22 protein-coding genes and 1 tRNA gene are annotated in these 24,405 nt (G+C 44.6%); 15 read left to right on the forward strand and 8 right to left on the reverse strand.

Annotation, left to right across the window (positions count from 1 at the left end):
* Positions 1–5: 5 nt before the first annotated feature.
* Positions 6–1,421 (reverse strand): membrane-bound lytic murein transglycosylase MltF, encoded by a 1,416-nt coding sequence (gene mltF / locus ABD036_RS10865; RefSeq protein ID WP_343859764.1) that lies wholly within the window; start codon positions 1,419–1,421, stop codon positions 6–8.
* A gap of 229 nt (positions 1,422–1,650) precedes the next feature.
* On the opposite strand from mltF, the gene purL reads away from it, so the two are divergent.
* A complete protein-coding gene (purL, locus tag ABD036_RS10870) occupies positions 1,651–5,544 on the forward strand; it encodes a phosphoribosylformylglycinamidine synthase (protein ID WP_343859766.1) in 3,894 nt (1,297 codons plus the stop codon).
* A gap of 330 nt (positions 5,545–5,874) precedes the next feature.
* Positions 5,875–6,012 carry a hypothetical protein gene (locus ABD036_RS10875; RefSeq protein ID WP_343859767.1) on the forward strand — a complete coding sequence of 46 codons (138 nt, stop codon included), beginning with the start codon at positions 5,875–5,877 and terminating at the stop codon, positions 6,010–6,012.
* Positions 6,013–6,033: 21 nt separating this feature from the next.
* Here ABD036_RS10875 and smrA read toward each other — a convergent pair whose 3' ends face one another.
* Positions 6,034–6,618 (reverse strand): DNA endonuclease SmrA, encoded by a 585-nt coding sequence (gene smrA, locus ABD036_RS10880; protein WP_343859768.1) that lies wholly within the window; start codon positions 6,616–6,618, stop codon positions 6,034–6,036.
* A 349-nt stretch (positions 6,619–6,967) separates the two neighbouring features.
* Here smrA and ABD036_RS10885 point away from each other — a divergent pair, with 349 nt between their 5' ends.
* On the forward strand, positions 6,968–8,851 hold the full coding sequence (locus ABD036_RS10885) for a M1 family metallopeptidase (RefSeq protein WP_343859769.1): 1,884 nt from the start codon (positions 6,968–6,970) through the stop codon (positions 8,849–8,851).
* Positions 8,852–8,892: 41 nt separating this feature from the next.
* On the opposite strand, the gene ppk2 is transcribed toward ABD036_RS10885, so the two are convergent.
* A complete protein-coding gene (gene ppk2 / locus ABD036_RS10890; protein ID WP_343859771.1) occupies positions 8,893–9,846 on the reverse strand; it encodes a polyphosphate kinase 2 in 954 nt (317 codons plus the stop codon).
* Positions 9,847–10,170: 324 nt separating this feature from the next.
* Here ppk2 and ABD036_RS10895 point away from each other — a divergent pair, with 324 nt between their 5' ends.
* Positions 10,171–10,551: a TonB-dependent receptor gene (locus tag ABD036_RS10895; protein ID WP_343859774.1), complete on the forward strand. Its 381-nt coding sequence runs from the start codon at positions 10,171–10,173 to the stop codon at positions 10,549–10,551.
* A gap of 382 nt (positions 10,552–10,933) precedes the next feature.
* Complete coding sequence (locus ABD036_RS10900) at positions 10,934–12,733, forward strand: cation:proton antiporter (RefSeq protein WP_343859777.1); 1,800 nt, start codon at positions 10,934–10,936, stop codon at positions 12,731–12,733.
* Positions 12,734–12,806: 73 nt separating this feature from the next.
* On the opposite strand, the gene ABD036_RS10905 is transcribed toward ABD036_RS10900, so the two are convergent.
* Together ABD036_RS10905 and ABD036_RS10910 are read right to left on the reverse strand one after the other, a co-directional pair.
* A tRNA-Arg gene (locus ABD036_RS10905) sits at positions 12,807–12,883 on the reverse strand.
* Between the two features lie 53 nt (positions 12,884–12,936).
* Positions 12,937–14,112: a flagellar assembly protein FlgT gene (locus ABD036_RS10910; protein ID WP_343859779.1), complete on the reverse strand. Its 1,176-nt coding sequence runs from the start codon at positions 14,110–14,112 to the stop codon at positions 12,937–12,939.
* A gap of 270 nt (positions 14,113–14,382) precedes the next feature.
* On the opposite strand from ABD036_RS10910, the gene ABD036_RS10915 reads away from it, so the two are divergent.
* Together ABD036_RS10915 and ABD036_RS10920 are read left to right on the forward strand one after the other, a co-directional pair.
* Positions 14,383–14,847 carry an LPP20 family lipoprotein gene (locus ABD036_RS10915; protein ID WP_343859782.1) on the forward strand — a complete coding sequence of 155 codons (465 nt, stop codon included), beginning with the start codon at positions 14,383–14,385 and terminating at the stop codon, positions 14,845–14,847.
* Between the two features lie 132 nt (positions 14,848–14,979).
* Positions 14,980–15,876, forward strand: coding sequence for an alpha/beta fold hydrolase (locus tag ABD036_RS10920; protein WP_343859784.1), 897 nt, complete (start codon positions 14,980–14,982; stop codon positions 15,874–15,876).
* A gap of 127 nt (positions 15,877–16,003) precedes the next feature.
* Here ABD036_RS10920 and flgN read toward each other — a convergent pair whose 3' ends face one another.
* From flgN to flgA, 3 genes are all read right to left on the reverse strand, one after another.
* Entirely contained in the window at positions 16,004–16,429 is a 426-nt protein-coding gene (flgN, locus tag ABD036_RS10925) for a flagellar export chaperone FlgN (RefSeq protein WP_343859785.1), read from the reverse strand.
* 55 nt (positions 16,430–16,484) lie between these two features.
* Positions 16,485–16,817, reverse strand: coding sequence for a flagellar biosynthesis anti-sigma factor FlgM (gene flgM, locus ABD036_RS10930; RefSeq protein WP_343859786.1), 333 nt, complete (start codon positions 16,815–16,817; stop codon positions 16,485–16,487).
* Between the two features lie 137 nt (positions 16,818–16,954).
* Positions 16,955–17,674, reverse strand: a complete 720-nt coding sequence (gene flgA / locus ABD036_RS10935; RefSeq protein WP_343859787.1) for a flagellar basal body P-ring formation chaperone FlgA — start codon at positions 17,672–17,674, stop codon at positions 16,955–16,957.
* Positions 17,675–17,840: 166 nt separating this feature from the next.
* On the opposite strand from flgA, the gene ABD036_RS10940 reads away from it, so the two are divergent.
* The 8 genes from ABD036_RS10940 (at position 17,841) to flgG (ending at position 24,401) form a co-directional block, all read left to right on the forward strand.
* A complete protein-coding gene (locus ABD036_RS10940; RefSeq protein WP_343859790.1) occupies positions 17,841–18,767 on the forward strand; it encodes a chemotaxis protein CheV in 927 nt (308 codons plus the stop codon).
* A gap of 27 nt (positions 18,768–18,794) precedes the next feature.
* A complete protein-coding gene (locus ABD036_RS10945; protein ID WP_343859793.1) occupies positions 18,795–19,631 on the forward strand; it encodes a CheR family methyltransferase in 837 nt (278 codons plus the stop codon).
* 108 nt (positions 19,632–19,739) lie between these two features.
* Positions 19,740–20,144 carry a flagellar basal body rod protein FlgB gene (gene flgB, locus ABD036_RS10950; protein WP_343859794.1) on the forward strand — a complete coding sequence of 135 codons (405 nt, stop codon included), beginning with the start codon at positions 19,740–19,742 and terminating at the stop codon, positions 20,142–20,144.
* The gene (gene flgC / locus ABD036_RS10955; RefSeq protein ID WP_343859796.1) at positions 20,141–20,563 is read left to right on the forward strand and encodes a flagellar basal body rod protein FlgC; all 423 of its coding nucleotides are present in this window, start codon (positions 20,141–20,143) and stop codon (positions 20,561–20,563) included. The genes flgB and flgC overlap by 4 nt, the downstream gene beginning before the upstream one ends.
* A gap of 26 nt (positions 20,564–20,589) precedes the next feature.
* Positions 20,590–21,276 (forward strand): flagellar hook assembly protein FlgD, encoded by a 687-nt coding sequence (locus ABD036_RS10960; RefSeq protein ID WP_343859798.1) that lies wholly within the window; start codon positions 20,590–20,592, stop codon positions 21,274–21,276.
* Between the two features lie 43 nt (positions 21,277–21,319).
* Positions 21,320–22,702, forward strand: a complete 1,383-nt coding sequence (gene flgE / locus ABD036_RS10965) for a flagellar hook protein FlgE (protein ID WP_343859800.1) — start codon at positions 21,320–21,322, stop codon at positions 22,700–22,702.
* Positions 22,703–22,835: 133 nt separating this feature from the next.
* Positions 22,836–23,579 carry a flagellar basal body rod protein FlgF gene (locus ABD036_RS10970; RefSeq protein WP_343859802.1) on the forward strand — a complete coding sequence of 248 codons (744 nt, stop codon included), beginning with the start codon at positions 22,836–22,838 and terminating at the stop codon, positions 23,577–23,579.
* 33 nt (positions 23,580–23,612) lie between these two features.
* Positions 23,613–24,401: a flagellar basal-body rod protein FlgG gene (gene flgG, locus ABD036_RS10975; protein ID WP_343859804.1), complete on the forward strand. Its 789-nt coding sequence runs from the start codon at positions 23,613–23,615 to the stop codon at positions 24,399–24,401.
* The last annotated feature ends 4 nt before the right edge of the window (positions 24,402–24,405 follow it).

Raw genomic sequence — 24,405 nt, forward strand, 5'->3', positions numbered from 1 at the left:
AGGCTTTAATCGAAGGTGTCCTCTGGTATTGCGGTTTGTGCTGCGTCTTCAGCCTCGTCTAAGGTATCTTCGGTCTGGTCATCTAACCAAACCAAGGTATCGTAGTAGCGGCGAATATTGTCCACATAGGTAACCGCTTCATCACCCCGCGCATACCCGTAGCGTGTTGTTTTATAATATTTTTTCTGACGTAATTGGGGAAGACGTTTTTTCACATCAATCCACATATCGGGATTGCCACCTTGACGTTGAGTGAGCACTCTGGCGTCTTCTAGATGCCCCAGTCCAATATTATACGCTGCCATGGCAAACCAAATCCGGTCAGGCTCCCGTATTCGGGCTGGGATACGTTTGAGTAATTTGGCGAAATAATCAGCCCCACCACGTATGCTTTGTTCTGGATCTAGGCGTGATTCAACGCCCAAATCTTTTGCCGTTGCAAGCGTTAACATCATCATGCCGCGCACGCCTGTGGGAGATTTTGCCTTTGGATCCCAGTGACTTTCTTGATAACTCATGGCGGCAATCAGGCGCCAATCAACGTCCTGAGAATGTTGCTCAAACCACTCACGGAACTTGGGCAAGGTAGTGCGTGCCGAGCGAATAAACTCACGGGTGTCGACATAATTAAATTGTCTAACATGACCGAAGTATTTGTCTTCTAATGCCGCTAATTTACCATTTGAATGGATCAAGCCAAAGTACTCTATCAATGCCGCTAATAAAGAATCGTCCTGAGACTTGTCTAACGCCCAAGCAACGCCTTGTTCTTGATTGATGGTAAAGCCAATGCTCAATTCGGGATGACGCCTTCTCAGCAATGACAGAATATTTGAATCCACTATGGTGTAAGCTAATTCGTCATTTAACACCATCTCCATCAATTCCTCGGCATCTTTTTCATCGGTTTCTTGCCAACGAAGATGCGGATGATGAGGCAAAAACTCACGCAAGGTTTCAGCATGACTACTGCCGGAAATAATCGTAAATTCATCGGTTAAATCGCTTGCACTGCGAGGGCGTTGGTTGCCTTGTTTAAACACCACTTTTTGACTGATGCTTTGATAAGCTGGACCGAAACGAAATTGTTGGCTGCGTTCTGGCGTAACCGTAATACCAGCAGCAATAAGATCAAGGTGGTGATTAGCCAATTGCGGAAAAAGTTCGTTCAGGGTGTAGTAGGGGAACACTTCAAGACGCACCCCCAAATATTCGGCGAAGCCATCGGCTAACTCGTATTCAAAACCTTCAGGGCCTGCTGTGCCATTGTAGTATGTGGTTAAACCATAGTTAGTACCTATCTTCAATACACCGGTATCAAGGATCTTTTCCAACGCACTGGCTTTTTGTTGTTTTTGTTCACAGGCGCTAATGGAAACCAAAATGGCCAGTGCCAACCCTACCAACAAAAATCTACTCATATTACTTTTCACAAACGCCCTTTTAATACTGCTATCCCCCCTATTGTGAACAAAATGTTGTTGTTCATCTACATGAATAACAAAAATGATCAGTAAAAGATAATAAATCACGCCTTTTGATGCTTATCAATAGTTCGATTTTACTCTATAATTCGCGCCTCATATCCTGTTGAAATCGTGAATTTTTCTTCTGCGGACGAAAACTTCCAGTAACCTTGGTGATAGCCTTATGCTAGTTCTACGCGGTGCACCTGCGCTTTCTGATTTTAGAACCCAAAAATTACTTGACCTTTTCGCTGCCCAGCAACTGCCTATAAGCGCTATATACGCTGAGTATGTGCACTTTGTGCAGGCAACGGCACAGCTTGATGATACAGAGCAGGAGGTACTGGAAAAACTGCTTACCTATGGCCCACGTATTCCGGCGCACGAGCCTCAAGGTGATTTATTGCTGGTTACCCCGCGTCCGGGCACCATTTCTCCTTGGTCATCAAAGGCAACTGACATTGCGTTGAATTGCGGTTTAGCAAAAGTGAAGCGCATTGAACGTGGCTGTGCTTACTATTTGCAATGCGAGTTACCATTAAGTGACTTGCAAAGACATGCGGTCAATAGGTTATTGCACGATAGAATGACTGAATCTGTGATGACAGACCTCAATGCCGCAAGCATTTTGTTTGTTGAAGAGCAGCCTAAACCTTTTCAAAGCGTGGATATCTTATCAGGGGGACGAGATGAATTGGCTAAAGCCAATGTAACCATGGGACTGGCGTTGGCCGAAGATGAAATTGATTATCTGGTTGACAATTTTAAGCGATTAGCACGCAATCCCAACGACATTGAATTGTATATGTTCGCCCAAGCAAATTCAGAACATTGTCGTCATAAAATTTTCAATGCTGATTGGACAATCGATGGTCAGGCGCAGCCAAAATCGTTGTTCAAAATGATAAAAAATACCTACGAACAAAACCCCGATTTTGTGCATTCAGCCTACAAAGACAATGCCGCGGTAATGGAAGGATGCAAAGCCGGTCGATTCTTCCCCGATCCGGTAAGCCATGAATATGATTATCATCATGAAAATATCGACATTTTGATGAAAGTCGAAACCCACAATCATCCTACTGCAATTTCTCCATTTGCTGGTGCTGCGACCGGTTCCGGTGGCGAAATTCGTGATGAAGGGGCAACTGGACGAGGCTCTAAACCCAAAGCCGGTTTGGTTGGGTTCAGCGTCTCTAACTTGTGTATCCCCGGTTTTCAACAACCGTGGGAAGTGGATTACGGCAAACCAGAGCGTATTGTCAGCGCGTTGGAGATCATGCAACAAGGCCCACTTGGCGGCGCTGCCTTTAATAATGAATTTGGTCGCCCGAATATTTTGGGTTACTTCCGCACGTACGAGCAGCAGGTAAACAGTTTTAACGGTGAAGAAGTTCGCGGTTACCATAAGCCCATCATGCTTGCTGGTGGCTTGGGTAATATTCGCGCTGAGCATACTCAAAAAGGTGAAATCACCGTAGGAGCAAAACTGATTGCCCTTGGTGGACCAGCAATGAACATTGGCCTAGGCGGCGGTGCAGCATCATCTATGGCATCGGGTCAATCTAGTGAAGACTTAGATTTTGCTTCGGTTCAACGTGATAATCCTGAAATGGAACGCCGTTGCCAAGAAGTGATCGACCGCTGTTGGCAGATGGGAGATAACAACCCCATTCAATTTATCCATGATGTGGGCGCTGGTGGTTTATCTAACGCGTTTCCTGAGTTAGTTAATGATGGCGGTCGTGGCGGCCAGTTTGAGCTTCGCCAAGTACCTAATGATGAACCCGGTATGGCGCCCCATGAAATTTGGTGCAACGAGTCACAAGAACGTTATGTGCTGTCAGTGGCACCGGAAAATCTTGCGTTGTTTACGGCGATTTGTGAACGGGAGAGAGCACCATTTGCGGTCGTGGGGGAAGCAACCCAAGCCCAACATCTGACCCTAAATGATCAACATTTTGACAATAAGCCTATCGACTTGCCGCTCGATGTGCTTTTGGGCAAAGCCCCTAAAATGCATCGCGATGTAACATCAAGCGAAGCCAAAGGTGATGACTTCGATGTCAGTGTTATTGATATTAAAGATGCAGCTGAGCGTATTCTCAGGTTACCCACGGTGGCCGAAAAAACCTTCCTTATTACGATCGGTGATCGTTCTGTAACCGGCTTGGTTTGCCGTGATCAAATGGTCGGCCCTTGGCAGATCCCGGTGGCAGATGTGGCGGTGACCGCCGCATCATTTGATAGCTACCAGGGGGAAGCCATGGCGGTGGGTGAGAGAACGCCCATTGCATTATTAGATCATGGTGCGTCGGCTCGTATGGCGGTTGGGGAAGCGTTAACTAACATTGCGGCTGCCGATATTGGCTCAATGAACCGAATTAAACTGTCTGCTAACTGGATGGCCGCAGCGGGCCACCCTGGTGAAGATGCCGGTTTGTATGAGGCTGTGAAAGCGGTTGGAGAAGAACTGTGTCCCGAATTGGGTCTGACTATCCCAGTGGGTAAAGACTCGATGTCAATGAAGACCCAGTGGCAAGATGATGGACAAGACAAGTCAGTGACCTCGCCATTGTCATTAGTGATAACCGCATTTGGCGCCGTGAAAGACGTGCGTAATACCGTCACACCACAACTCAGAACGGATAAGGGCGAGAGTATTTTAGTCTGTATCGATTTGGGCCTTGGTCAGAATCGTCTGGGGGGATCCTGTTTAACGCAAGTTCACAATAAATTAGGTAACTTACCACCAGATGTCGACCAAGCTGGCAGTTTAAAAGGATTTTTCAATGCAATTCAGCAATTACTGCACGAACAGCTGCTATTGGCCTACCACGATCGCTCAGATGGTGGCTTGTTCACCACTTTGGTTGAAATGGCCTTCGCCGGTCACACAGGCATCAGTATTTCACTAGATAGTCTCAGTGGCGATACCGCATCGGTATTATATAACGAAGAGCTGGGTGCGGTCGTGCAAATTAGTCAGCAGCAGCGTGACGCGGTTTTTGCGGTATTTGCCGAGCATGGCATTAGCAACTATTGCCATGAAATTGGCACTGTAAACCACACGGACAAAATAGAAATAGATCATCTTGGCGAGCGTGTGATTGAGCAAACACGTGGCTACTATCGTCAAATTTGGGCGGAAACAACCCATCAAATGCAGCGCTTGCGTGATAATCCTGAATGCGTCGAGCAAGAATGGCAAACCAAATCGGATGATGCTGATCCTGGTCTTCACAGCCGTCTAAGCTTTGACATCAATCAAGATGTTGCTGCTCCTTATATTGCCAAAGGTGTCAAGCCGAGTATTGCAATATTGCGAGAGCAAGGGGTGAATTCTCAAAACGAAATGGCGGCCGCGTTCAATCGAGCCGGATTTAATGCTATCGATGTGCACATGAGTGATGTGCTAAATCAACGGGTCGACTTTGGCAAGTTTAAAGGCTTGGTTGCCTGTGGTGGTTTCTCTTATGGTGACGTACTGGGAGCGGGAGAAGGTTGGGCCAAATCGATTCTGTTTAACTCTCAAGCTCGCGATCAATTTGAGCAGTTTTTCAATCGCACTGACACCTTTAGCTTAGGTGTGTGTAATGGCTGCCAAATGTTATCTAATCTAAAAGAACTGATCCCTGGTGCCCAACTATGGCCACACTTTGTGACAAACCGTTCAGAGCGATTTGAAGCCCGTGTTGCGATGATGAAAGTCAAACAAAGTCCTTCAATCTTCTTTAACGGCATGCAAGGTTCATTAATGCCAATCGCCGTGTCTCATGGCGAGGGCAGGGCTGAGTTTAAACATACGGGGCAATTGCGACAGGTACAAAACAGTGATGCAATCGCGCTGCAGTATGTAGATAACTATGGCAGTATCACCGAACAGTATCCGGCTAACCCGAATGGTTCACCAGATGGGATCACGGGTCTCACTAGCGCTGATGGTAGAGCAACCATCATGATGCCGCATCCGGAACGGGTTTTTAGAGCTGTGGCTAATTCTTGGAAACCGGATGACTGGCAAGAAGACAGTCCGTGGATGAGAATGTTTAGAAATGCACGGGTTTTTGTTGGTTAGCCAAGCCCAGCAATGAAACCGTATCACGGGCGACAAGAACAAGGATGTTTCGCCTATTGAAACTGCATTTTAGACAAGCACACACCGTAAAGATCGGCGATGAATTTGCAATAAAGGTTTGGGTTGTTTTTTATCCAAATTCGAATTGACCAAAGCATAATCAAGTAGATCGTTGATTTTATTATATAAACCCCTTGTCAAGTGTAAAATTCAGGTTTAGACTGTTGCGGCACTAAAAAAAGTGCCAGCATTAATCTGTCTGAAATTCGACAAGTAAATGAACTGCGGTTAAAAACCGAATAAAATAATAATAACAAAAGAGATAAGTAAATGAATCGTTCTTCAAAAGGGTTTGGTCTGACAGGTGTGTTTATCACCGTCTTAGTATTAGTGATTACAGCAGTAATGAGCTCTTCCGCGAAATCAGCAGAATTGCAATCGCCTATTAGCATTACTCAAGCTAAATAACTCACACTTTTACCCGCTAAATTATCGTTTTGCATGGCGTTCTCGATTCGCCACTTTTTCGTTTTCGCTTTTCTTTATTAGCGCATAAACCGCGCCACTTCCACCATGCTGAGGCTGTGCACTGTAAAACGCCAAGACTTCAGGCATTTGCTGCAACCACTGATTAACATAGCTCTTCATAAATGCAGGAAAAGGTTTACTGTCTCTGCCAATGCCGTGTTTGATCAATACCGTTCGATGATTGCGTTGATGGGCGGCAAGTATGCCATCAAATACACGCTGCCGAGCGCGCTCAAAATTTAGTTTTTGTAGCTCAATGACATTCTCAATCGGATACTTTCCTAACCGAAGATTTTTAAATACGCCTTGTTGAATCCCCGATTGCTTGTAACTGAGGTGATCAAAGGGATCTACAGGGTCTACGTAATCTACTTTCAAATAATTCTGTATGCGTTGATGATGCTGCTCCAACGCTTGTCGTTTCAGTTTTTGTGCCAGCGTATGTTCAGGTTTGAAGCTGACAACGCGGTCGTTTTGAGGCAATGGTTTTACGTCTTGCATGGCATCCATAAAAGAAACGTCATTAGGATCGCGTTGGTTTGACATTGTATTCTTTCCTCTGCTTCGTGTTTCACCTGAAATTGGGATAGATTGGGCCTGTTCACACCCTAGTTTTGCGCCTATCGACCTTGTGTTTTTTAGCAACCTTAGGCTATTACACATCAAAGCATGCTTTGCGACCCATTAAAATTTCAATGTTGCGCGTTAATTGCTCGATACATCTTAACCTCAGTTCAGATTAACTATTTAAATATAGCCGACTTGTATAATCCTATGCTCAGGTTAGTTATTATCGGTAACCTCAAAACCCAAGTAGGTCTTTTGGGTCGATGGCATTTTTATGTCACAATATTACAAAAAGTTCATTATGGTCGACAGACTTCAGGAAAAATAAATGACGAAAACAGTTTTATTAGCATCGATTACCGCTATTTTGCTAATGGCATGTTCGCCAGCTCCACAGAGCACCTCAGACGAGCACAGTGTAAAAGCGCCAAAAGATCAAATTGAAAAAGGCAAAGACTACCATTCATTTGCAAACCCAGATGAGGTGATCGTTGAACATATCGACTTGGATCTTACGGCTGATTTTGACAAACAGCAATTGATTGGCACTGCAACCTTAACCACCAAGCGAATTGACGAGCAAGCCGATACCTTAGTGTTAGATACCCGAGGGTTAACCATTCTTAGCGTCACTGATGGCAAGCAAGCTGTCGAATTTAGTCTGGATAAGGCCGATCCCAATTTAGGCTCGGCGCTGCGTATTAAGTTGCCGGCTAATGCTAACCAAGTCACCATTGAATATCACACTTCACCGGATGCGTCTGGTGCCCAATGGCTAACCGCTGCGCAAACTGCTGGTAAACAACATCCATTTTTGTTTACTCAAGCCCAAGCTGTGCATGCACGGAGTTTTATTCCACTGCAAGATTCACCACAGGTTAGGGTGACATATAACGCCACAATCCGAACGCCAAAAGACTTGATGGCCGTGATGAGTGCCGCCAACGATCCGAATGCCGAGCGTGATGGGGTTTACGAATTTACCATGCCACAACCGATCCCATCTTATTTGATTGCACTCGCCGTGGGTGACTTGCATTTCAAAGCTATGGGTAAGCGCACGGGGATTTATTCAGAGCCATCGTTACTTGATGCCGCCGCGGCTGAATTCGAAGATACCGAAAGTATGTTGGAAGTCACCGAGCAAACTTATGGGCCTTATAGTTGGGATCGCTATGATTTGTTGATCTTGCCCCCGTCATTTCCTTTTGGTGGTATGGAAAACCCACGGTTATCTTTTATTACACCCACGGTGATAGCGGGAGATAAAAGCTTGGTAGCATTGATTGCCCATGAATTAGCCCACAGTTGGTCAGGTAACACAGTGACCAATGCTACATGGCGCGACCTGTGGCTAAATGAGGGATTCACTACCTATTTAACCTATCGCATTATGGAAATGATTTACGGGGAAGATCGCTACAACATGGAAGCGGTGCTAGGTTATCAAGATCTGCAAGCGGATATTGCTTCGTTAGATCCAAACGATCAGATCCTTGCCATTGACTTACGCGGTCGCAACCCAGATGACGTGTTCTCTAATATCCCTTACGAAAAGGGCGCGTTATTCCTACGTGAAATTGAACACAAAATCGGTCGCGACAACTTTGACCAGTTCCTATTAAATTATTTCGAACATTTTGCATTTAAAAGCATTACGACTGACCAATTTATTACCTATCTAGATAATACGTTGCTCAAGACCTATGCTAGTAAACTGGATAAAAAGCGTATTCAACAATGGATTTTCGAGCCGGGGATCCCAGAAGGTGCGCCAGTACCAGAATCCGATGCATTCACTAAAGTGGATGACGCCAGACAAGCGTGGTTAGCGGGTAATAAACAAGCTGCCGCAATTGACACGCAGAATTGGACAGTGCACCAATGGCTGTACTTTTTGAACAATATGCCAGAGTCCTTAGATCAAACACAAATCGCTGAGTTGGATGACGCTTTTGGGCTAACGCAAAGTAAAAACAACGAAATAGCTCATAGCTGGTTGATGATTGCGGTGAAAAATGAATATAAACCGGCATACGACCGCCTTTACGACTATCTCACCAGTATCGGTCGCAATAAGTTGGTCAAACCTTTGTATCGCGAATTATCGAAAACAGCAGAGGGTAAGGCATTTGCAAAACGCGCCTTTGAACAAGCTAAACCCGGTTACCATCCATTGACGGTCAAAGCTAACCAAGGCTTTGTCGAATAAAGCAATTATTGTAAAACACAACGACAAATAAGAGCGGGATATTATTCCCGCTTTTTTTGTTGCGGATGTAAACTTTTGCCAAGGATATGAGTGTCTTCTTTGATGATTGTTGAAGCTGGCCCAACAATGAGTGGGTCAGCGCCTTTGATTAAATGCGTGTTTTTATTGTCGTAAGGTAAACTGGCAAGGAAGTGTCTCATGCAGTTAAGACGAGCACGTTTTTTGTCATCTGACTTAACCACTATCCAAGGTGCATCTGCAGTGTCGGTATAAAAAAACATCGCCTCTTTTGCTTCGGTATAGTCATCCCATTTTTCAACAGCTTGTCGGTCGATCGGGCTGAGTTTCCATTGTTTCAAAGGATCGCTTTCACGTTTTTTGAAGCGAGCTTGCTGCTCCTCTGACGTTACCGAAAACCAATATTTAAATAGCTTTATTCCACTGCGAACCAACATTCTCTCTAGATCAGGAGTTTGACGCATGAATTCAAGGTAGTCATTCGGTTCACAAAACCCCATCACACGTTCAACCCCAGCACGGTTGTACCAAGAGCGGTCAAATAGAACTATTTCACCATTGGTAGGTAGATGCTGTATGTAGCGCTGAAAATACCATTGCCCACGTTCGGTATCTGAGGGCTTTTCCAGAGCAACAACTCTTGCACCGCGAGGGTTAAGGTGTTCCATAAAGCGCTTGATTGTGCCTCCTTTGCCCGCTGCATCTCTACCTTCAAATATAACCACAATTTTCTGTCCAGTGTCTTTCACCCAACGTTGTAGTTTTAACAATTCTACCTGAAGTTCTTTTTTGCGTGCGTCATAAGCCTCTTTTGCAATCTTGGTTTTATACGGGTACTCGCTTGAGCGAAAGGATTTGGCGATGGATTCAGGATCATTAACGAGAGGTACTGCTGCTGATTTGTGTTCTTCTTCGTGACCGCAAGACGGCTGACGATCATTGCTGTTTGGCGGTTGTTGATAATTACTTTTATCCATAGTGTTGAGTTCACTTACCTTCTTAATCTGCACAACGCTGCAAAGATGAATCGATTTCACAAGTGTAGAACTAATTAACACGAAAAGGAGTTCGAGTAGCGATGAGTTTGATGTAGATCAGGTTTAATGTGGATAGAGCAGCAAGAAGCTGGTCTTTAAAGTGTTTTTGTCCTAGTTGCTAGAACATCTGCTAAACACGTTTGTCTTGACGGACTAATGCGATGCTCAATGCAGCTCACTGGTTATCGTTCAAAATATATCCTAGACTCTTTCTTGAAATTCTTTTGTTTATTATTAATTTACGGGAACCGAAAAGGAAGAACCATGGATAGAAAGTTTGTAATTACCGGATTAGGATATGCAATAGTAGGTTTATTGTTGGGTATTTATATGGCCTCAACTAAAAATCACAGTCAGTTGGTCACCCATGCACATATAATGTTGATTGGCTTTGTCGTCTCCTTTATTTATGGCGTATGCCATAAGCTGTGGCTTCCAAGCGTTTCCAAAGCATTAGCCAACGTGCAATTTTATGTCCATCAAGTTGGCACTTTTTTCGTGTTGGTTTGCCTCTACTTTCTCTATGCGGGTGCTGTTTCAGAGTCTATATTGGGACCGATTCTTGGTGTATCGTCAATACTGGTGTTGGCAGCAATGATTCTAATGAAGATAATGATCATTAAATCTACTAAAAACGCAATCTGAAATACGGAGTTTAGAATGACTTAATTGGGTCTTGTTATTTGCCTCAGTCATGGCGTTAATTAATGTTATTACCGACCTCTCAGACAGTTATTTTAGTCCTCTGAAATGGGCTTACCTTGCTTGGTTTTATCAAATTGTTATCATTGCTTTAGAACTTATTATTGAAGAACACAGTAGTAACTTTACACGGCTTAAATTAGATCATAAATTGCCGTCACTTTGTTCTTGTCTAAGCTTGGATATAGAACATTGATAATCGAGCAAATGCATTGCAGCTTTGGGTGGAAAACCACATACTATTTATTTGCTGCGTTTAGCCAAAGCTCATCTCGAAGGCAACCCCATGATGCCTGACTTTTGAATTAATATTTAAGGATTTACATTGATAGACCTAACAGCTGGATTAGTACTCGTTGGTTTGTTATCCATTTTTTGCCAATACATCGCCTATAAAATAAAGTTACCCGCTATTTTGCCATTGTTGATAGCGGGGATATTTGCAGGACCTGTGACAGGTGTTATCGATCCCGACATCATGTTTGGTGATTTATTATTCCCAGTTGTATCGTTATCGGTTGCGATCATTTTGTTTGAGGGAGCGTTGACATTACGCTTCGAAGACCTGCGTGGCCATGGCTCTATGGTCAGAAACTTGTGCACTGTCGGTACCTTGGTCACCGGGCTAGTAGCGGCTATCGCTGCGAATCATGTTTTGGAAATGTCGTGGGAGATGTCATTTCTATTTGGTGCCATCGTAACGGTGACAGGCCCAACCGTGATTGTGCCTATGTTGCGTACGGTAAGGCCTAGCTCTAAGATTGCTAATATTCTGCGCTGGGAGGGGATCATTATCGATCCAATCGGTGCCTTGTTAGCGGTGTTAGTGTTCGAATATATTGTTTCTACCCAAGACGCTATCAGTCAAACACTCTATGCATTTGGTCTAACCGTAGGCGTAGGTTTGAGTGTGGGAGCCGCAATGGGCTGGCTGATGGGCTTAGCACTAAAGCGCAATGTTATTCCACACTATCTGCGCAATACCGCAGTGTTAACCCTTATGTTGGCTGCTTTTGCTGGTTCGAATTTCATCGCCCATGAATCTGGCCTATTAACCGTGACCATCATGGGTATTTGGTTAGCCAATATGCGCGACGTCGATGTTGAAGATATTCTAGAGTTCAAAGAAACGTTAAGTGTATTACTTATATCTGGGTTATTCATATTACTCGCTTCGCGTATCAATATGGATTCTATCTACAATGTTGGTTGGGGCGCTGTTTTTGTGCTTCTGGCTATTATGTTTGTCGCTCGTCCGCTGTCAGTCTTGGTGTCATCCATTGGCACGGGTTTGAATATGAAAGAGATCGCGCTATTAAGCTGGATTGCTCCTCGAGGTATAGTTGCCGCAGCGGTTTCTGCACTGTTCTCCCTCAAGTTGGAAGTGCTCAATTATGAGCAAATTGAGTTGTTGGTACCTCTGGTATTCCTGGTGATTATAGCGACTGTTGTGTTTCAAAGTTTAACGTCGGTCAAAGTGGCTTCTTGGCTGGGGATCAGAGCGCCAGCGCCTAACGGCTTTTTGATATTTGGCGGCAGTGCATTTTGCCGAATGTTTGCCAAAGAGCTGTCCGAAAACAAAATCAATGTGTGCATCACCGATACTAACTGGGATGCAATCCGCGCAGCGCGCATGGAAAATATTCCCACTTACTTTGGTAACCCTATGTCTGAGCATGCGTCACGCTCTCTGGCATTAGCTGAATATGGTACTGTGTTAGTGATGTCGCCGTACCGTCAGTTAAATCCCATGGTTACCTTTCACTTTGAAGATTTGATGGGCAAAGGAACCGTATTTGGGTTGAGCAATAACGAACAGCAACAGCGCCCAAGTCATCAGGTATCAGAATCCTATGCGAAAAAGTTAGGCTTGTTTGATGAAGGTATTACCTATGGCAAGCTGGCAAGCTGGGTAGCTAAAGGCGCTAAAATTAAGACCACGGGATTATCTAGCAACTTTACGATGCAAGATTATCTACAGCAGTATAGTGGTAACTTGCTGCCACTGTGCGCCCTTGATAGCAATAACAAAATGCATCTATTTACCACCAATACCAAAGTGTCTCCTAAAGCGGATTGGAAAGTCATTAGCTTGATTTTGCCTGAAGATCCGACAATTGTTTAATGTGCAGAAATTATTCTGTCACCAAGGTTAGGCAAGGTAGTACCCCAGAGTCACATGGCAGCCTAAAGGGGAGTGGCGTCCCTGAGATGATTTGAACATCCGACCTAGCGCTTAGGAGGCGCTTGCTCTATCCAGCTGAGCTACAGGGACACGCTATTGAGTGCGCCTTGGATTATTACTCAGGCAGCAGCACTTTAAAAGAGTCAGTTTAGGGAAACGAAGTCATTTGCCTGAATATTCGCCAGATAACTGCCGTCCACCGATACCGCAACCGCTGAATCTGGATAGACGGTTTGGATCTTTACGCGAGTAGGGTGTAGATTGAACTTTGCATGCAATTTGCCGCGAGGATCTTGCATCTGACTTATTTGGAACAAGCGCAGTTCATCACCACTTTTGACCCCATGATTGCTACCAATATTGACCATCAGCTGCTCATTTTGGACTTGTAGAATACGGCCATATGAGGGCAAACATCCAAGCGACTCATCAACGTCGCTGACTACGTCAAACATGACTTTGCGGATGCTTTTACCGTACTCACTGCTCCACAGTTGGTGGGAGCTGACATCCACTATACTATGGGTATCGAATCCCCAAGGCGCATTAATGGCATATTGCTTTTGCCATAGCTGTGCACCAGTAAACCCATCGTAAACAGACACCTTATAGCCAAACTGCCTAACCGTAGTGCCCTTGTCCCACAATTGCCATGCGGCTGGTGGTATTTCAGATACGCTGATATCACTGATCTCACCAAGCAACACATATTGAGTTCCGGATTGCTTGGCCAGCATAGTTACTTCTGAATATGACGTTAGATCCGAATCGGTATATTCAAAGGGCATGATTTTCGATAACGCGGTGTGTTGAGCATGACTTTGGAAGCTGCGCTGCAACACCTCTGGTATTGTGTGACCTAACTTATAGAGTCCGCCAGTGGCTGCTTGTTGTTTGTTGCGCAGCGGATGCCAGGTCGTCACCAAGTTTTTGGCATAATCAGTGGCGTTACATTGCTGCTGCTGAGCAAAAATATCGGCGCGTATAGAAACACTGACAATCCCGTCCATGTGCTGCTCAGCGATCAATTCGATGGTATTCACCTCGCCAGTGGCACGAATGATCAGGTCATCATCCTGCAACACACCGTTGGCCATTTTTTGTACGCTTTTGACTGAGGCTCCGGCAAAGAGTAGTGCCTGTTTAATTGCCTCTTGGGTCGCATTTTGCCGGGCCAGCTCAATATTGCCGTCATGAATTGCCGCTTGACCGGTAGATTCAAACCAAGCAGCATTTGCCGGTGAATACCAAAACATTGTCAGGGTAATAACGACGCCAAAGGCTAATTTCGCTTTGATTATCGGGCTTAATCTGTTCATCAATAGTTGTATCCGTGTGGCAAATGATGGTGCTGACTTACAACCTAGCTACCTTTGTGCCAGATTGTATGGTCAGAATCCAAATACTAACTAAGTACTATGCATCTTCTGTACCTAAAGTGAGTAATGTTATTTCATCCGTGATTATCTAACCTTCGGTGACGCCTCAATAAACAATTTGTTCTTTTCAATATAGAAAGGAATGATATTTGCAGTTATTTACTCAACGACTCGAACGCATTATGAATTTAATAACATTGAGACCTGAATATGAAAGCCATTCAATTGCTTGTAATACTTAGCGCGTTACTGATGCTCAGTGCCTGCCAAAACATGATCTCAAAACAGCTAGAGTGGGAAACCATTGAGCCTGAAAGCTACCCCACAATCCGATCCGTTGGCTATGCGCCCATTGACGCCCAGCAAGGGGAAACTCGCTCTGCCAAAGTGTTAAATGCACTTAAGGCGTCTAAACTAGATGCTTATCGTGAACTGACCGAACAGGTGTATGGACAGAAAATTGACGGTGGCCAATCGCTGGCAAACTTAGTACTTACAGATACGCAACTTAAAGCAACCGTTCAGGGGGTGATCCGAGGCGCACGTGTGGTCAAAAGCTATCCGGTGGGGGAAGACTCCTACGCCACTGAGTTGGAATTGGACTTTGCCTTGGTACACGACATTTACCTTAGTACAGCAAAGCCGAAAAAATTGAAAAAAATACGGTATTATTAAAGCGCTTCACGGTAACGTCTTGCATAGTTATCTATTGTTGTTCCATCAATGAATTTGACCTAAATACATCTAAAAGCGGATCATTTGCGTAAATAGATTAGTCACTTGAAATCCACCTAAAAGTAGGCCAAGTTGAAACATCTATTTGTGCTAGTTGTGTGCGCTTATCTAACCAGTTGCTCTGGTGAATCTACCCGAGACTCACCACCGAGTAACGCCGCTCCAGATGCCCTTGTAACCCTGCACAATGATTTTTACCCTGCTGTAAATAAGCCTGCTTCGTTTGCCGATATCACTTCTTTAGCTTATCAACCATCGACTGCTCAACTTTTGTATGGCACCTCTAATTTGCAATCTATGCAGTACTGGCCACCACAGAATGTGCTGGGCAGGGAACACTTACCTGCTCTCATATTCGTTCATGGTGGATGTTGGTCTAATAGTTTTCGGGTAGAACAGAGTTATCCCATTGCCACAGCTTTGGCACTTAACGGCTTTCCGGTCTGGTCGATAGAATACCGAGCGACCGGTGATCAAGGTGGTGGTTGGCCTGGTACCTTTGAAGACGTCAATAGCGCAATTCAAACCATTATTGATACTTCAGCTGAGTACTATTCCTCGCGGAAGCTTGTTGTACTTGGACATTCCGCTGGCGGGCATTTGGCCTTGTTAGCAAGATCACAGCAGCAAGATGGATACACTGTCGTTGGTTTAGCCGCAATCACTGATATCGTTAGTTACGCAAATGACAACGGCAGCTGTAATGGTTTGACTCGCAGTTTTATGGGGGGCACACCAAGCTCAGTACCTGAACGCTATGAGAGTGCTTCGCCACAGCTGGTCAATATTGGTAATGCAGGGTTTTTGTTTGCAGGAAGTAAAGATGCGATTGTGAAGCTTAGCCAAGCGAGCGGATCGGGTTTGCCGTATGCAATCGAGCAAAGTGCAAATCATTTTGATTGGATCCATCCAGGGCGTCCCGCCTTTGCAGTGCTGGTGAATTATCTATTTGAAATAGATGCGCAATAAAAGCGTTAGCGAATAACCCTAGCGGGGCAGGGATTGCCTCAGAGGCTGACTATCCCCTTATCAGTTTACGACGTGACAGGATTCAACAGTCAATAGTACTTGCTTAATATGCCGACGAGTAATGCATCTATGCACTCACACCCTTGCCTGACATTCCGCCTCTGGGTTTGCCGCTTTTGTCATAGGTTAAGGTTTCTTTTGCGCGAGACTCAAGCAATAAACTGCGTAGATGCTCAAGTCGCAATTGCCCTTGTTCAACCGCCTTTTGATTGATCTCTGTTCGAAACTTACACTGCGCTAAGGCGTGTTCTATATCATCAAACAGCGACTTCACTTCTTCATTATCGAGTGGGTTTTGCAACTTGTGATATTCATGCTCAATGGTCTTATCAAGTTGCGCAATGCTCTCTAACAGCTCACTTTTTTCATTGATAACTGTCGTTAGCGTTTCAGCGTCTCGCGTACTAATAAGATGCAGTTCGGACTCAAGCAACCCCGTCAGGGTGTCAAGGTGTTGTTTTTGTTTTTCGAGGTGAGGTATTAAGTTTTTCATTTAGCTTTGCTTTAGTTATGTGAAGCTAAACGATTTGGCATCAAAGTGAAAAGTATTAGTCTTTAATGCCAAATATTTGTGCTTCAAGAGTGCTAATTTTTTGTGCTAACACATCTGGGTTAACACGATACTCACCATTTTGGATGGCTTTTTTGAGTTTGTCGACTTTTTCCTGATTTACAGGTGCATCAGTCGACTTCTTTTGCACCTGACTCAACTGCTGTGCAGATTGTGTCAAGGATACAGAATCTTGTCTTGGTGCCGCAGCCGCTTGCGCTTGTTTCGCCGTTGACTGGGCAGCAGTTTGATTTTGGGCTTGTTGTTGATTAAGCCTCTGGTTCTCTAACTGCGGCTTTTGATTGCCGTTGTTTACATTGTTAACTGTCATAATGACCTCGAATACCTAAATTACCTCACATTGTGTATCGGCCTCTGATTGAGGATCTTTAGTGCTAATTTACAAAAAAGTGTATATCGGAAACAAGGCTAGCACCCACAAGGTTCCTATAGTGTACGCTAATTCACTTAGATCTGCACCTCTACTTGTCTAGTATCAACTACTTGCGCATGCACTAATTTTTGTGAACGACTGTTTTTAACCGCAATAGTGTCGCCAAGATTACCGTCTTGTTGGGCGATCCCGGATGCTTTTATGTTCACCCCGCCGCCGCTGGCTATGATCACAATGCTGTCACCTTTACATACGAAACACAGTTGACCAGGCACTATGGGTTGCCCTGGGCGACTGCGCTTTTTTAATCTCGCTCCTAAAACCGTATTCACATCAGAAAACGTGCTGGTGCGGATCAAGTTTTTGTCCATCATTACCAATTTTACACTATTTTCATTTAGCACAGCTCCCGGACTCATTGCTCGGGTGAGCACGACTACCGGTTGGATACGAACGGCTTTTACCATCAAATATAAATACCAATCATTATCAGGGCATTCTGCTCGCACGGTTATATTACTCTGACGCAAGGTTTCATCACTGGCACTGAAAACGTAGTCGCTTTGGCACTCAGGAATAACGATTCGAGTATCCAGTGGCGTTGCTTCAACGGACAGGCTAGTATCTTGGTTAACAGCACCTTGAGTTAGCGCTTGAAACACATAGTTTTTCGCAGATTCAAGAAGTTGTTGATGGGCTAAATTAATTTGTTCTGAAGCCGTTAAAGGTGCAGTGGTGGCCAGACCAAATGCGAGCAATACGTATTTGATTGTTCGAATTCGTAATTTTTTCATGTTCAGTTGCCGCCATTTTGTCTATGCTTATGAATTGACTGTATTTACCAATAAAAGCGTCAATTTTCAGTCGTTATCTCAGTGATAATCGGCATTTTATGCATTTATTGGTATTATTAATTGGTACGACGCAACAATTGTGCCTACTTTATTTTTGGGGTGGTCTATGTCAGGAATTCTTGACTCTGTAAATCAAAGAACGCAACTGGTTGGTCAAAACCGATTAGAACTTTTGCTGTTTAAATTAATTGGTAGACAGCGCTTTGGTATTAACGTGTTCAAAGTGCGCGAAGTTCTTCAATGTCCACCTCTAACGTCCATTCCCAAACAGAATGCTTTAGTTCGAGGGGTTGCGCACATCCGCGGTCAAACCATCTCAGTAATCGATTTAAGCATGGCAACCGGCGGTCGAAAAATAGAAGACGTGAGTAATGCCTTTATTATCATTGCCGAGTATAACCGCTCGGTTCAAGGATTTTTGGTTGGTTCAGTTGAGCGTATAATCAATACCAACTGGGATGCCATCATGCCGCCACCCAAAGGTACGGGTAAAGCCAGTTATTTAACGGCAGTGACTGAAGTTGAAAACGAATTAATTGAAATCCTTGATGTTGAAAAGATCCTCAATGAAATATCTCCGTTAAATGCGGAAGTAAGCGATGAGCTAGCCGCTGACTTAAATATGGCTCAAAATGCAGAGCAGGATAAAATTATTTTCATCGCTGACGATTCATCGGTTGCTCGAAATCAGGTCAAGAAAGCCCTTACTGCTTTAGGACTAAAAATAGAAGTCGCAAAAAATGGACTCGAAGCATTAGAAAGACTCAAGGAAATTGCTGCAGAGACGGGCGATGTCACTGATAAAGTGGGGGTCTTGGTTTCCGATATCGAAATGCCGGAAATGGATGGTTATACGCTGACCGCAGAAATTAAAAATACCCCTGAGTTGCAAAATCTCAAGGTTGTCCTACACACCTCGTTAAGTGGGGTGTTCAACCAGGCCATGGTGAAAAAAGTGGGAGCGGATGACTTTATTGCAAAATTCCACCCCGATGAGCTTGCGACGGCTGTGCAAAAATGGTTCGGAAAATAAATGCATTTAGTCGTTGGACCTTAGTCTGTGAACAGTAACGAATTATCACAACAAGAGTTTATCCAGTTTTCGCAGTTTTTAGAGCGACAATGCGGCATTGTTTTGAGTGAAAACAAAAGTTATTTGGTAAAGAGTCGGCTGATGCCTCTGATACGAGAGGAAAAAATCGCCGACTTATCTACCTGCTTGCAACTGATACAATCAGGCAATCAAGCAAAACTGCGTGAAAAAGTCGTTGATGCAATGACGACCAACGAAACATTATGGTTTCGAGACAAATATCCCTTCGATATTTTGACCAACACGCTTTTTAATTCCTTATCCTCTAGTCGTCGAAAAGTGCGGATCTGGAGCGCGGCTTGCTCTTCAGGGCAGGAACCGTATTCTATCGCCATGCTCGTTCATGAATACAAGCAAAAACACCCTCGGGCATTTCCCGCGGGTGTTGAAATCGTGGCGACTGATATTTCGACTGATATGTTGGCGCGTGCTAAGCGCGGAAGTTACGATCATTTGTCTATTGGCCGCGGTTTGCCAGAGGAACGGAAAAATCGATTCTTTCGTTCTGTAGAGGGCAACCATATGCAGCTGCTCCCTGAGATTACGTCCATGGTTTCGTTTAAAACCCAAAACCTGCTGGACAGCTATTCATCGTTAGGAAAATTTGATGTGGTTTTTTGCCGCAATGTGCTGATTTATTTTTCGGTGACCAACAAACGCAAAATACTGCAACAAATTGCCGCTTGCCTGCAAGATGACGGAGCTTTGTTTCTTGGGGCATCAGAATCGATTGGCGAATTGACCCATTTGTTTACGTTAGTACGCAACAATCCGGGCATTTTTTACTCTAAAAAAGCTCGATAAAACAAACAGTTAATAACTCTTTATAGACATTCCCTTTACTGCCTCACAACCATTTGGCACATAGCTTGCTATCTTTTTCGTAACCAAGCGTTTTGCGAAGAGACAACAATGGCAATTAGTTTAGATAAATTAGTCGGTGTACATCATAAGGCTCTCACAGTGAGAAATGACTCGATGGAGGTCATCGCTGGTAATTTGGCCAATGCGAATACCCCAGGCTATAAAGCCAGAGGTGTCGACTTTCAAAAAGCCATGCAATCCGCACAACACGACCGCCAGCAAAGCATGTCTCGCACTCACGACAAACATTTCGAAGGCAAAATGCAAAGTCAGGCACAAATAGAATTTCGAATCCCCTCACAGCCTGACACTGGAGACGGTAACACTGTTGAAGTACAAGCCGAGCGGAATGAGTTTTTAGAAAATGGCATGCGCTACCAAGCGAGCATTCAGTTTCTAACCGGCAAGATTAAAGGCATGAAGAAGGCAATATCTGGAGGGCAAGGGCAATGAGTTTATTTAGAGTTATGGATATCGCAAGCACTGGTATGGAGGCGCAAAGCGTCAGACTTAATACCACGGCGAGTAATATTGCTAATGCCAATAGTGTTAGTAGCAATTACGAAGATACCTACAAAGCACGTCATCCAGTATTTGCTGCAGAACTTCAAAAGGCCACTGACAAGTTTAGTCAAGGCTCTGGTGTACAAGTATTAGGTGTGGTTGAAAGCCAAAAACCTTTACAAATTGAGTACAGTCCTGGGCATCCAATGGCGGATCAGAATGGTTACATTTACAAGTCTAACGTCAATGTCGTAGAAGAAATGGCAGACATGATGTCGGCGTCAAAAGCTTATGAGACCAACGTGCAATTAGCGGACACAACCAAACGAATATTTAGACGCGTACTGCAATTGGGGCAAGGCCAGTAAGTCGTTGAATTAATGAGGGTAACCAAGTGGAATTAACAAGAAATACCGGACTGGATCCAAACCTCTACTTACAAGAGGATAAGGTACCTGTCGACGACGGCAGTAACCAGCGTCTCTCGCAAGAAGACTTTTTCGCCTTGCTAACTGAGCAGCTCGCGAATCAGGATCCCACTAAACCTGTGGACAATGATCAGATGGTATCGCAAATGACCAGTTTTAGTATCTCAGAGGGGATCGACGAGCTTAACGTTCAGTTCCAAGACTTTGCCTCGTCAATGACCTCAAATCAGGCGCTTCAAGCTTCCAGCCTGATTGGGCAAGATGTATTACTGCCGGGCAATGTGGGTTACCTCAGCAACACCAGTGATGGATTGTCTGGTGTGGTTATTACCGAGCAGTCTACGCAGAATTTAGAAATCACCATTGAAAGTGAAATCGGTGAAGTATTTAAAACCATCAATGCTGGTACTCAACCCGCAGGCAATATTGAATTTAACTGGGATGGAAAAGACAGCAATGGCAATGTTTTGCCGCCCGGTAATTACATCATCAGGGCTCAAGGTACTCAGTATGGTGATTCAACAACATTGCCAACAGCCATAAACCGTCATGTCGATAGTGTGAGTTTGGCTGGTAATAACCAGGGTGTCATTTTGAATCTGGATGGTGAGTCGAGTGTTAATTTAAGTGAAGTTATTCAAATCGGTGGCTAACCCCGGTCGTGATAGTCAAATAAGTTTTAGGAGTGAATAAGCAATGTCTTTTAATATCGCATTAAGTGGTGTCAGTGCCGCGCAAAGAGACTTAGACGTAACGGCAAACAATATTGCTAACGTAAATACTGTGGGCTTTAAAGAATCACGCGCCGAATTTGGTGATGTGTATGCAACTTCTTTATTGTCGGGTGGCAGAACCAAAGTGGGTGACGGTGTTTTGACACAAGAAGTGGCTCAGCAGTTTTCTCAAGGTAGTTTGCAATTTACCAACACGTCATTAGATTTGGCGATTACCGGCAATGGTTTTTTTGCCACAACGCCAGATATTACCTCTCGTGATTTCTCGTTTACCCGAGCAGGGCAGTTCAAATTAGATCAAGATAACTTTGTTGTTAATTCAAATGGCGACAATTTAATGGGATTCCCAGTCAACTCAGACGGAACCTCTGCTTCAGTGGCATTAAGTACTACTGTACCTGTGCGTATCCCTGACTCTTCGGGTTCACCCCAACGTACGACCGAAGTGTCACCGCGCTTTAACTTACCCGCAGGTGATGGTGCTGTAGATGTTGCTTTATTTGATCCAAATGATCCGCTGACATACAACGCAGCGACTTCGATCACCGTTTACGATTCATTAGGTGATAGTCATATTATGACCTACTACTTTATGAAAGATGTGAATGCTAGCAATGAATGGGTGGTGGTGAATTACATCGACGATACACCGGTAAATACTGCCGGCGATACACCTAACGTTGCCGGTACTGATCCTAACAACATTGCCGGTGCTGTATCATTAGGCGCTAATGCGGTCACAGGATTCCGTTTGCAGTTCAGTAGTGGCGGTGATTTCATTGGTGTACAAAATGGTGACGGTACACAATCCGCGACAGGTGATATTACAACGGTTCAGTTAGGTAACCCACCGTTGACTAATGGCTCTGATATTACCCAAGCGATCACAACCAATTTTGCGCTTGATGCAGCCAATGCAACGCCAGATGAGCCTACTCAGTTTGCATCTGCATTTGAGGTTACGTCTCTTGAGCAAGATGGTTTGCCTGTGGGTCGTTTGACGGGCATCGATATTGGGCCTGATGGATTGGTTCGAGCTACTTTCTCAAACGGTACGTCAGAGCCAGTAGTGCGCGTGGCGTTGGTTCGATTCTCCAATGAGCAAGGGTTGAGCCAGCAAAGCAACACCCAATGGCAAGAAAGTATTCTGTCGGGTGAAGCATTGGCCGGTGAGGCAACCACAGGAACCTTTGGTGATATTAACTCTTCAGCGCTAGAGCAAGCGAATGTGAACTTAACCACTGAGCTGATTGATTTGATCATCGCGCAACGGAACTTCCAAGCAAACTCGCGAGCTCTGGAAGTTAACAATAGTCTTAATCAGACCATTTTGAATATCCGATAATTTGATTTTGAACACTAAGGCCGCTTTTGCGGCCTTTTTTATATCTCATTGTTACGATTCTTATGTTTTAACAAGACGGCTGGCATCTTTATTGCACATATTTATACAAATTCACCAGAGTCAATAAGTTGTCATGGATAAATTACTCTACATCGCCGCCAGCGGCGCTAAACAGGATTTACTCGGTACAGCGGTAAGAGCCAATAATCTGGCTAATGCCCAGACCAATGGGTTCAAAGCCATGCTGGAGAATACTCGCTCGATGCAAGCATTCGGAGAGGGGCTGCCCACTCGTGTTTTCTCAATGACAGAATCCCCCTCAAATAATTACGATGGCGGCGCCATGATCCAAACCGACCGCGCATTAGATGCGGCAATTCAAGGTGATGGTTGGTTTAGTGTGTTAGATGCGCAAGGTAATGAAGCCTATACCCGAGCGGGCAGTTTGCAACTTGGCGCCGATGGGCGTTTAGAAGATGCCCACGGCAACACTATGGTCGGTGACCAGGGTCCTATTAATCTACCCATCCCCCTGTCAAATATTAATATTGCTAACGACGGTACTATTTCAGTGCGGCCACAAGGTGCACCAGAGACCGTACTTGAAGAAGTAGGGCGGTTGAAATTCGTCAATCCAAATGTCAGGGATATGGAGCGCGGCGAAGACGGCTTATTCAGATTGAAAAACGGCCAAGACGCGCCTGAGGCCATCAACGTGAGTATCCGTACCGGCATGTTAGAAGGCAGTAATGTCAACGCGATTGAAGAAATGGTCAATATGATCAGCTTGCAACGCCATTACGAGATGCAAGTCAAAATGATGAAAACTGCCGACACGATAGACATGCGCGGCAATATGTTACTCAGAATAATCTAGTAAGCGAACCTAATTAATTAGCGGAGGTGAACAATGCACCCAGCATTATGGATAAGTAAAACCGGACTCGATGCAGCACAAACGGACGTTGCTGTGATTTCAAATAACCTGGCCAACGCCAGTACCGTGGGTTTCAAAAAAGATCGCGCGATCTTTGAAGACCTGCTATATCAAAACATTAATCAGCCTGGCGGGCGGTCCTCAGCCGATACCGAGTTGCCTTCAGGATTAATGCTTGGCGCGGGTAGTAAAGTGGTTGCCACCCAAAAATCCCATACCCAAGGCAATATGCTAACAACAGAAAATGCCTTGGATATGTCAATTCAAGGTAAGGGATTTTTCGAAATTCTGCAGCCTGATGGCTCTATTGCTTACACCCGAAATGGTCAATTTACCTTGAATGATCAGGGGCAAATAGTCACCCCTGGTGCCGGCTTTTTACTGCAACCTAATATCACTGTGCCAGAAGATGCACAGCAAATTACCATCTCCCAAGACGGTGAAGTGTCTGCCAGTTTACGCGGACAAGCTGAACCGGCGGTATTAGGACAAATTAGCCTGTCAGACTTCATCAACCCCACAGGATTACAACCTATAGGTCAGAACCTGTACGTTGAGACCGCCGTAAGTGGCGCTCCGCTGCAAGGGGTTCCTGGACTTGAGGGGTTGGGCTCTATCGTGCAAGGCGCGTTAGAAACCTCGAATGTCAACGTCACAGAAGAGCTGGTTAACCTGATTGAAAGTCAGCGCTTATATGAGATGAATTCAAAAGTTATCTCATCTGTGGATCAAATGCTTGGTCAGGTAATACAACAACTTTAATGGT

Source organism: Aliiglaciecola litoralis (assembly GCF_039523355.1).
Classification (GTDB): Bacteria; Pseudomonadota; Gammaproteobacteria; order Enterobacterales; family Alteromonadaceae; genus Aliiglaciecola; species Aliiglaciecola litoralis.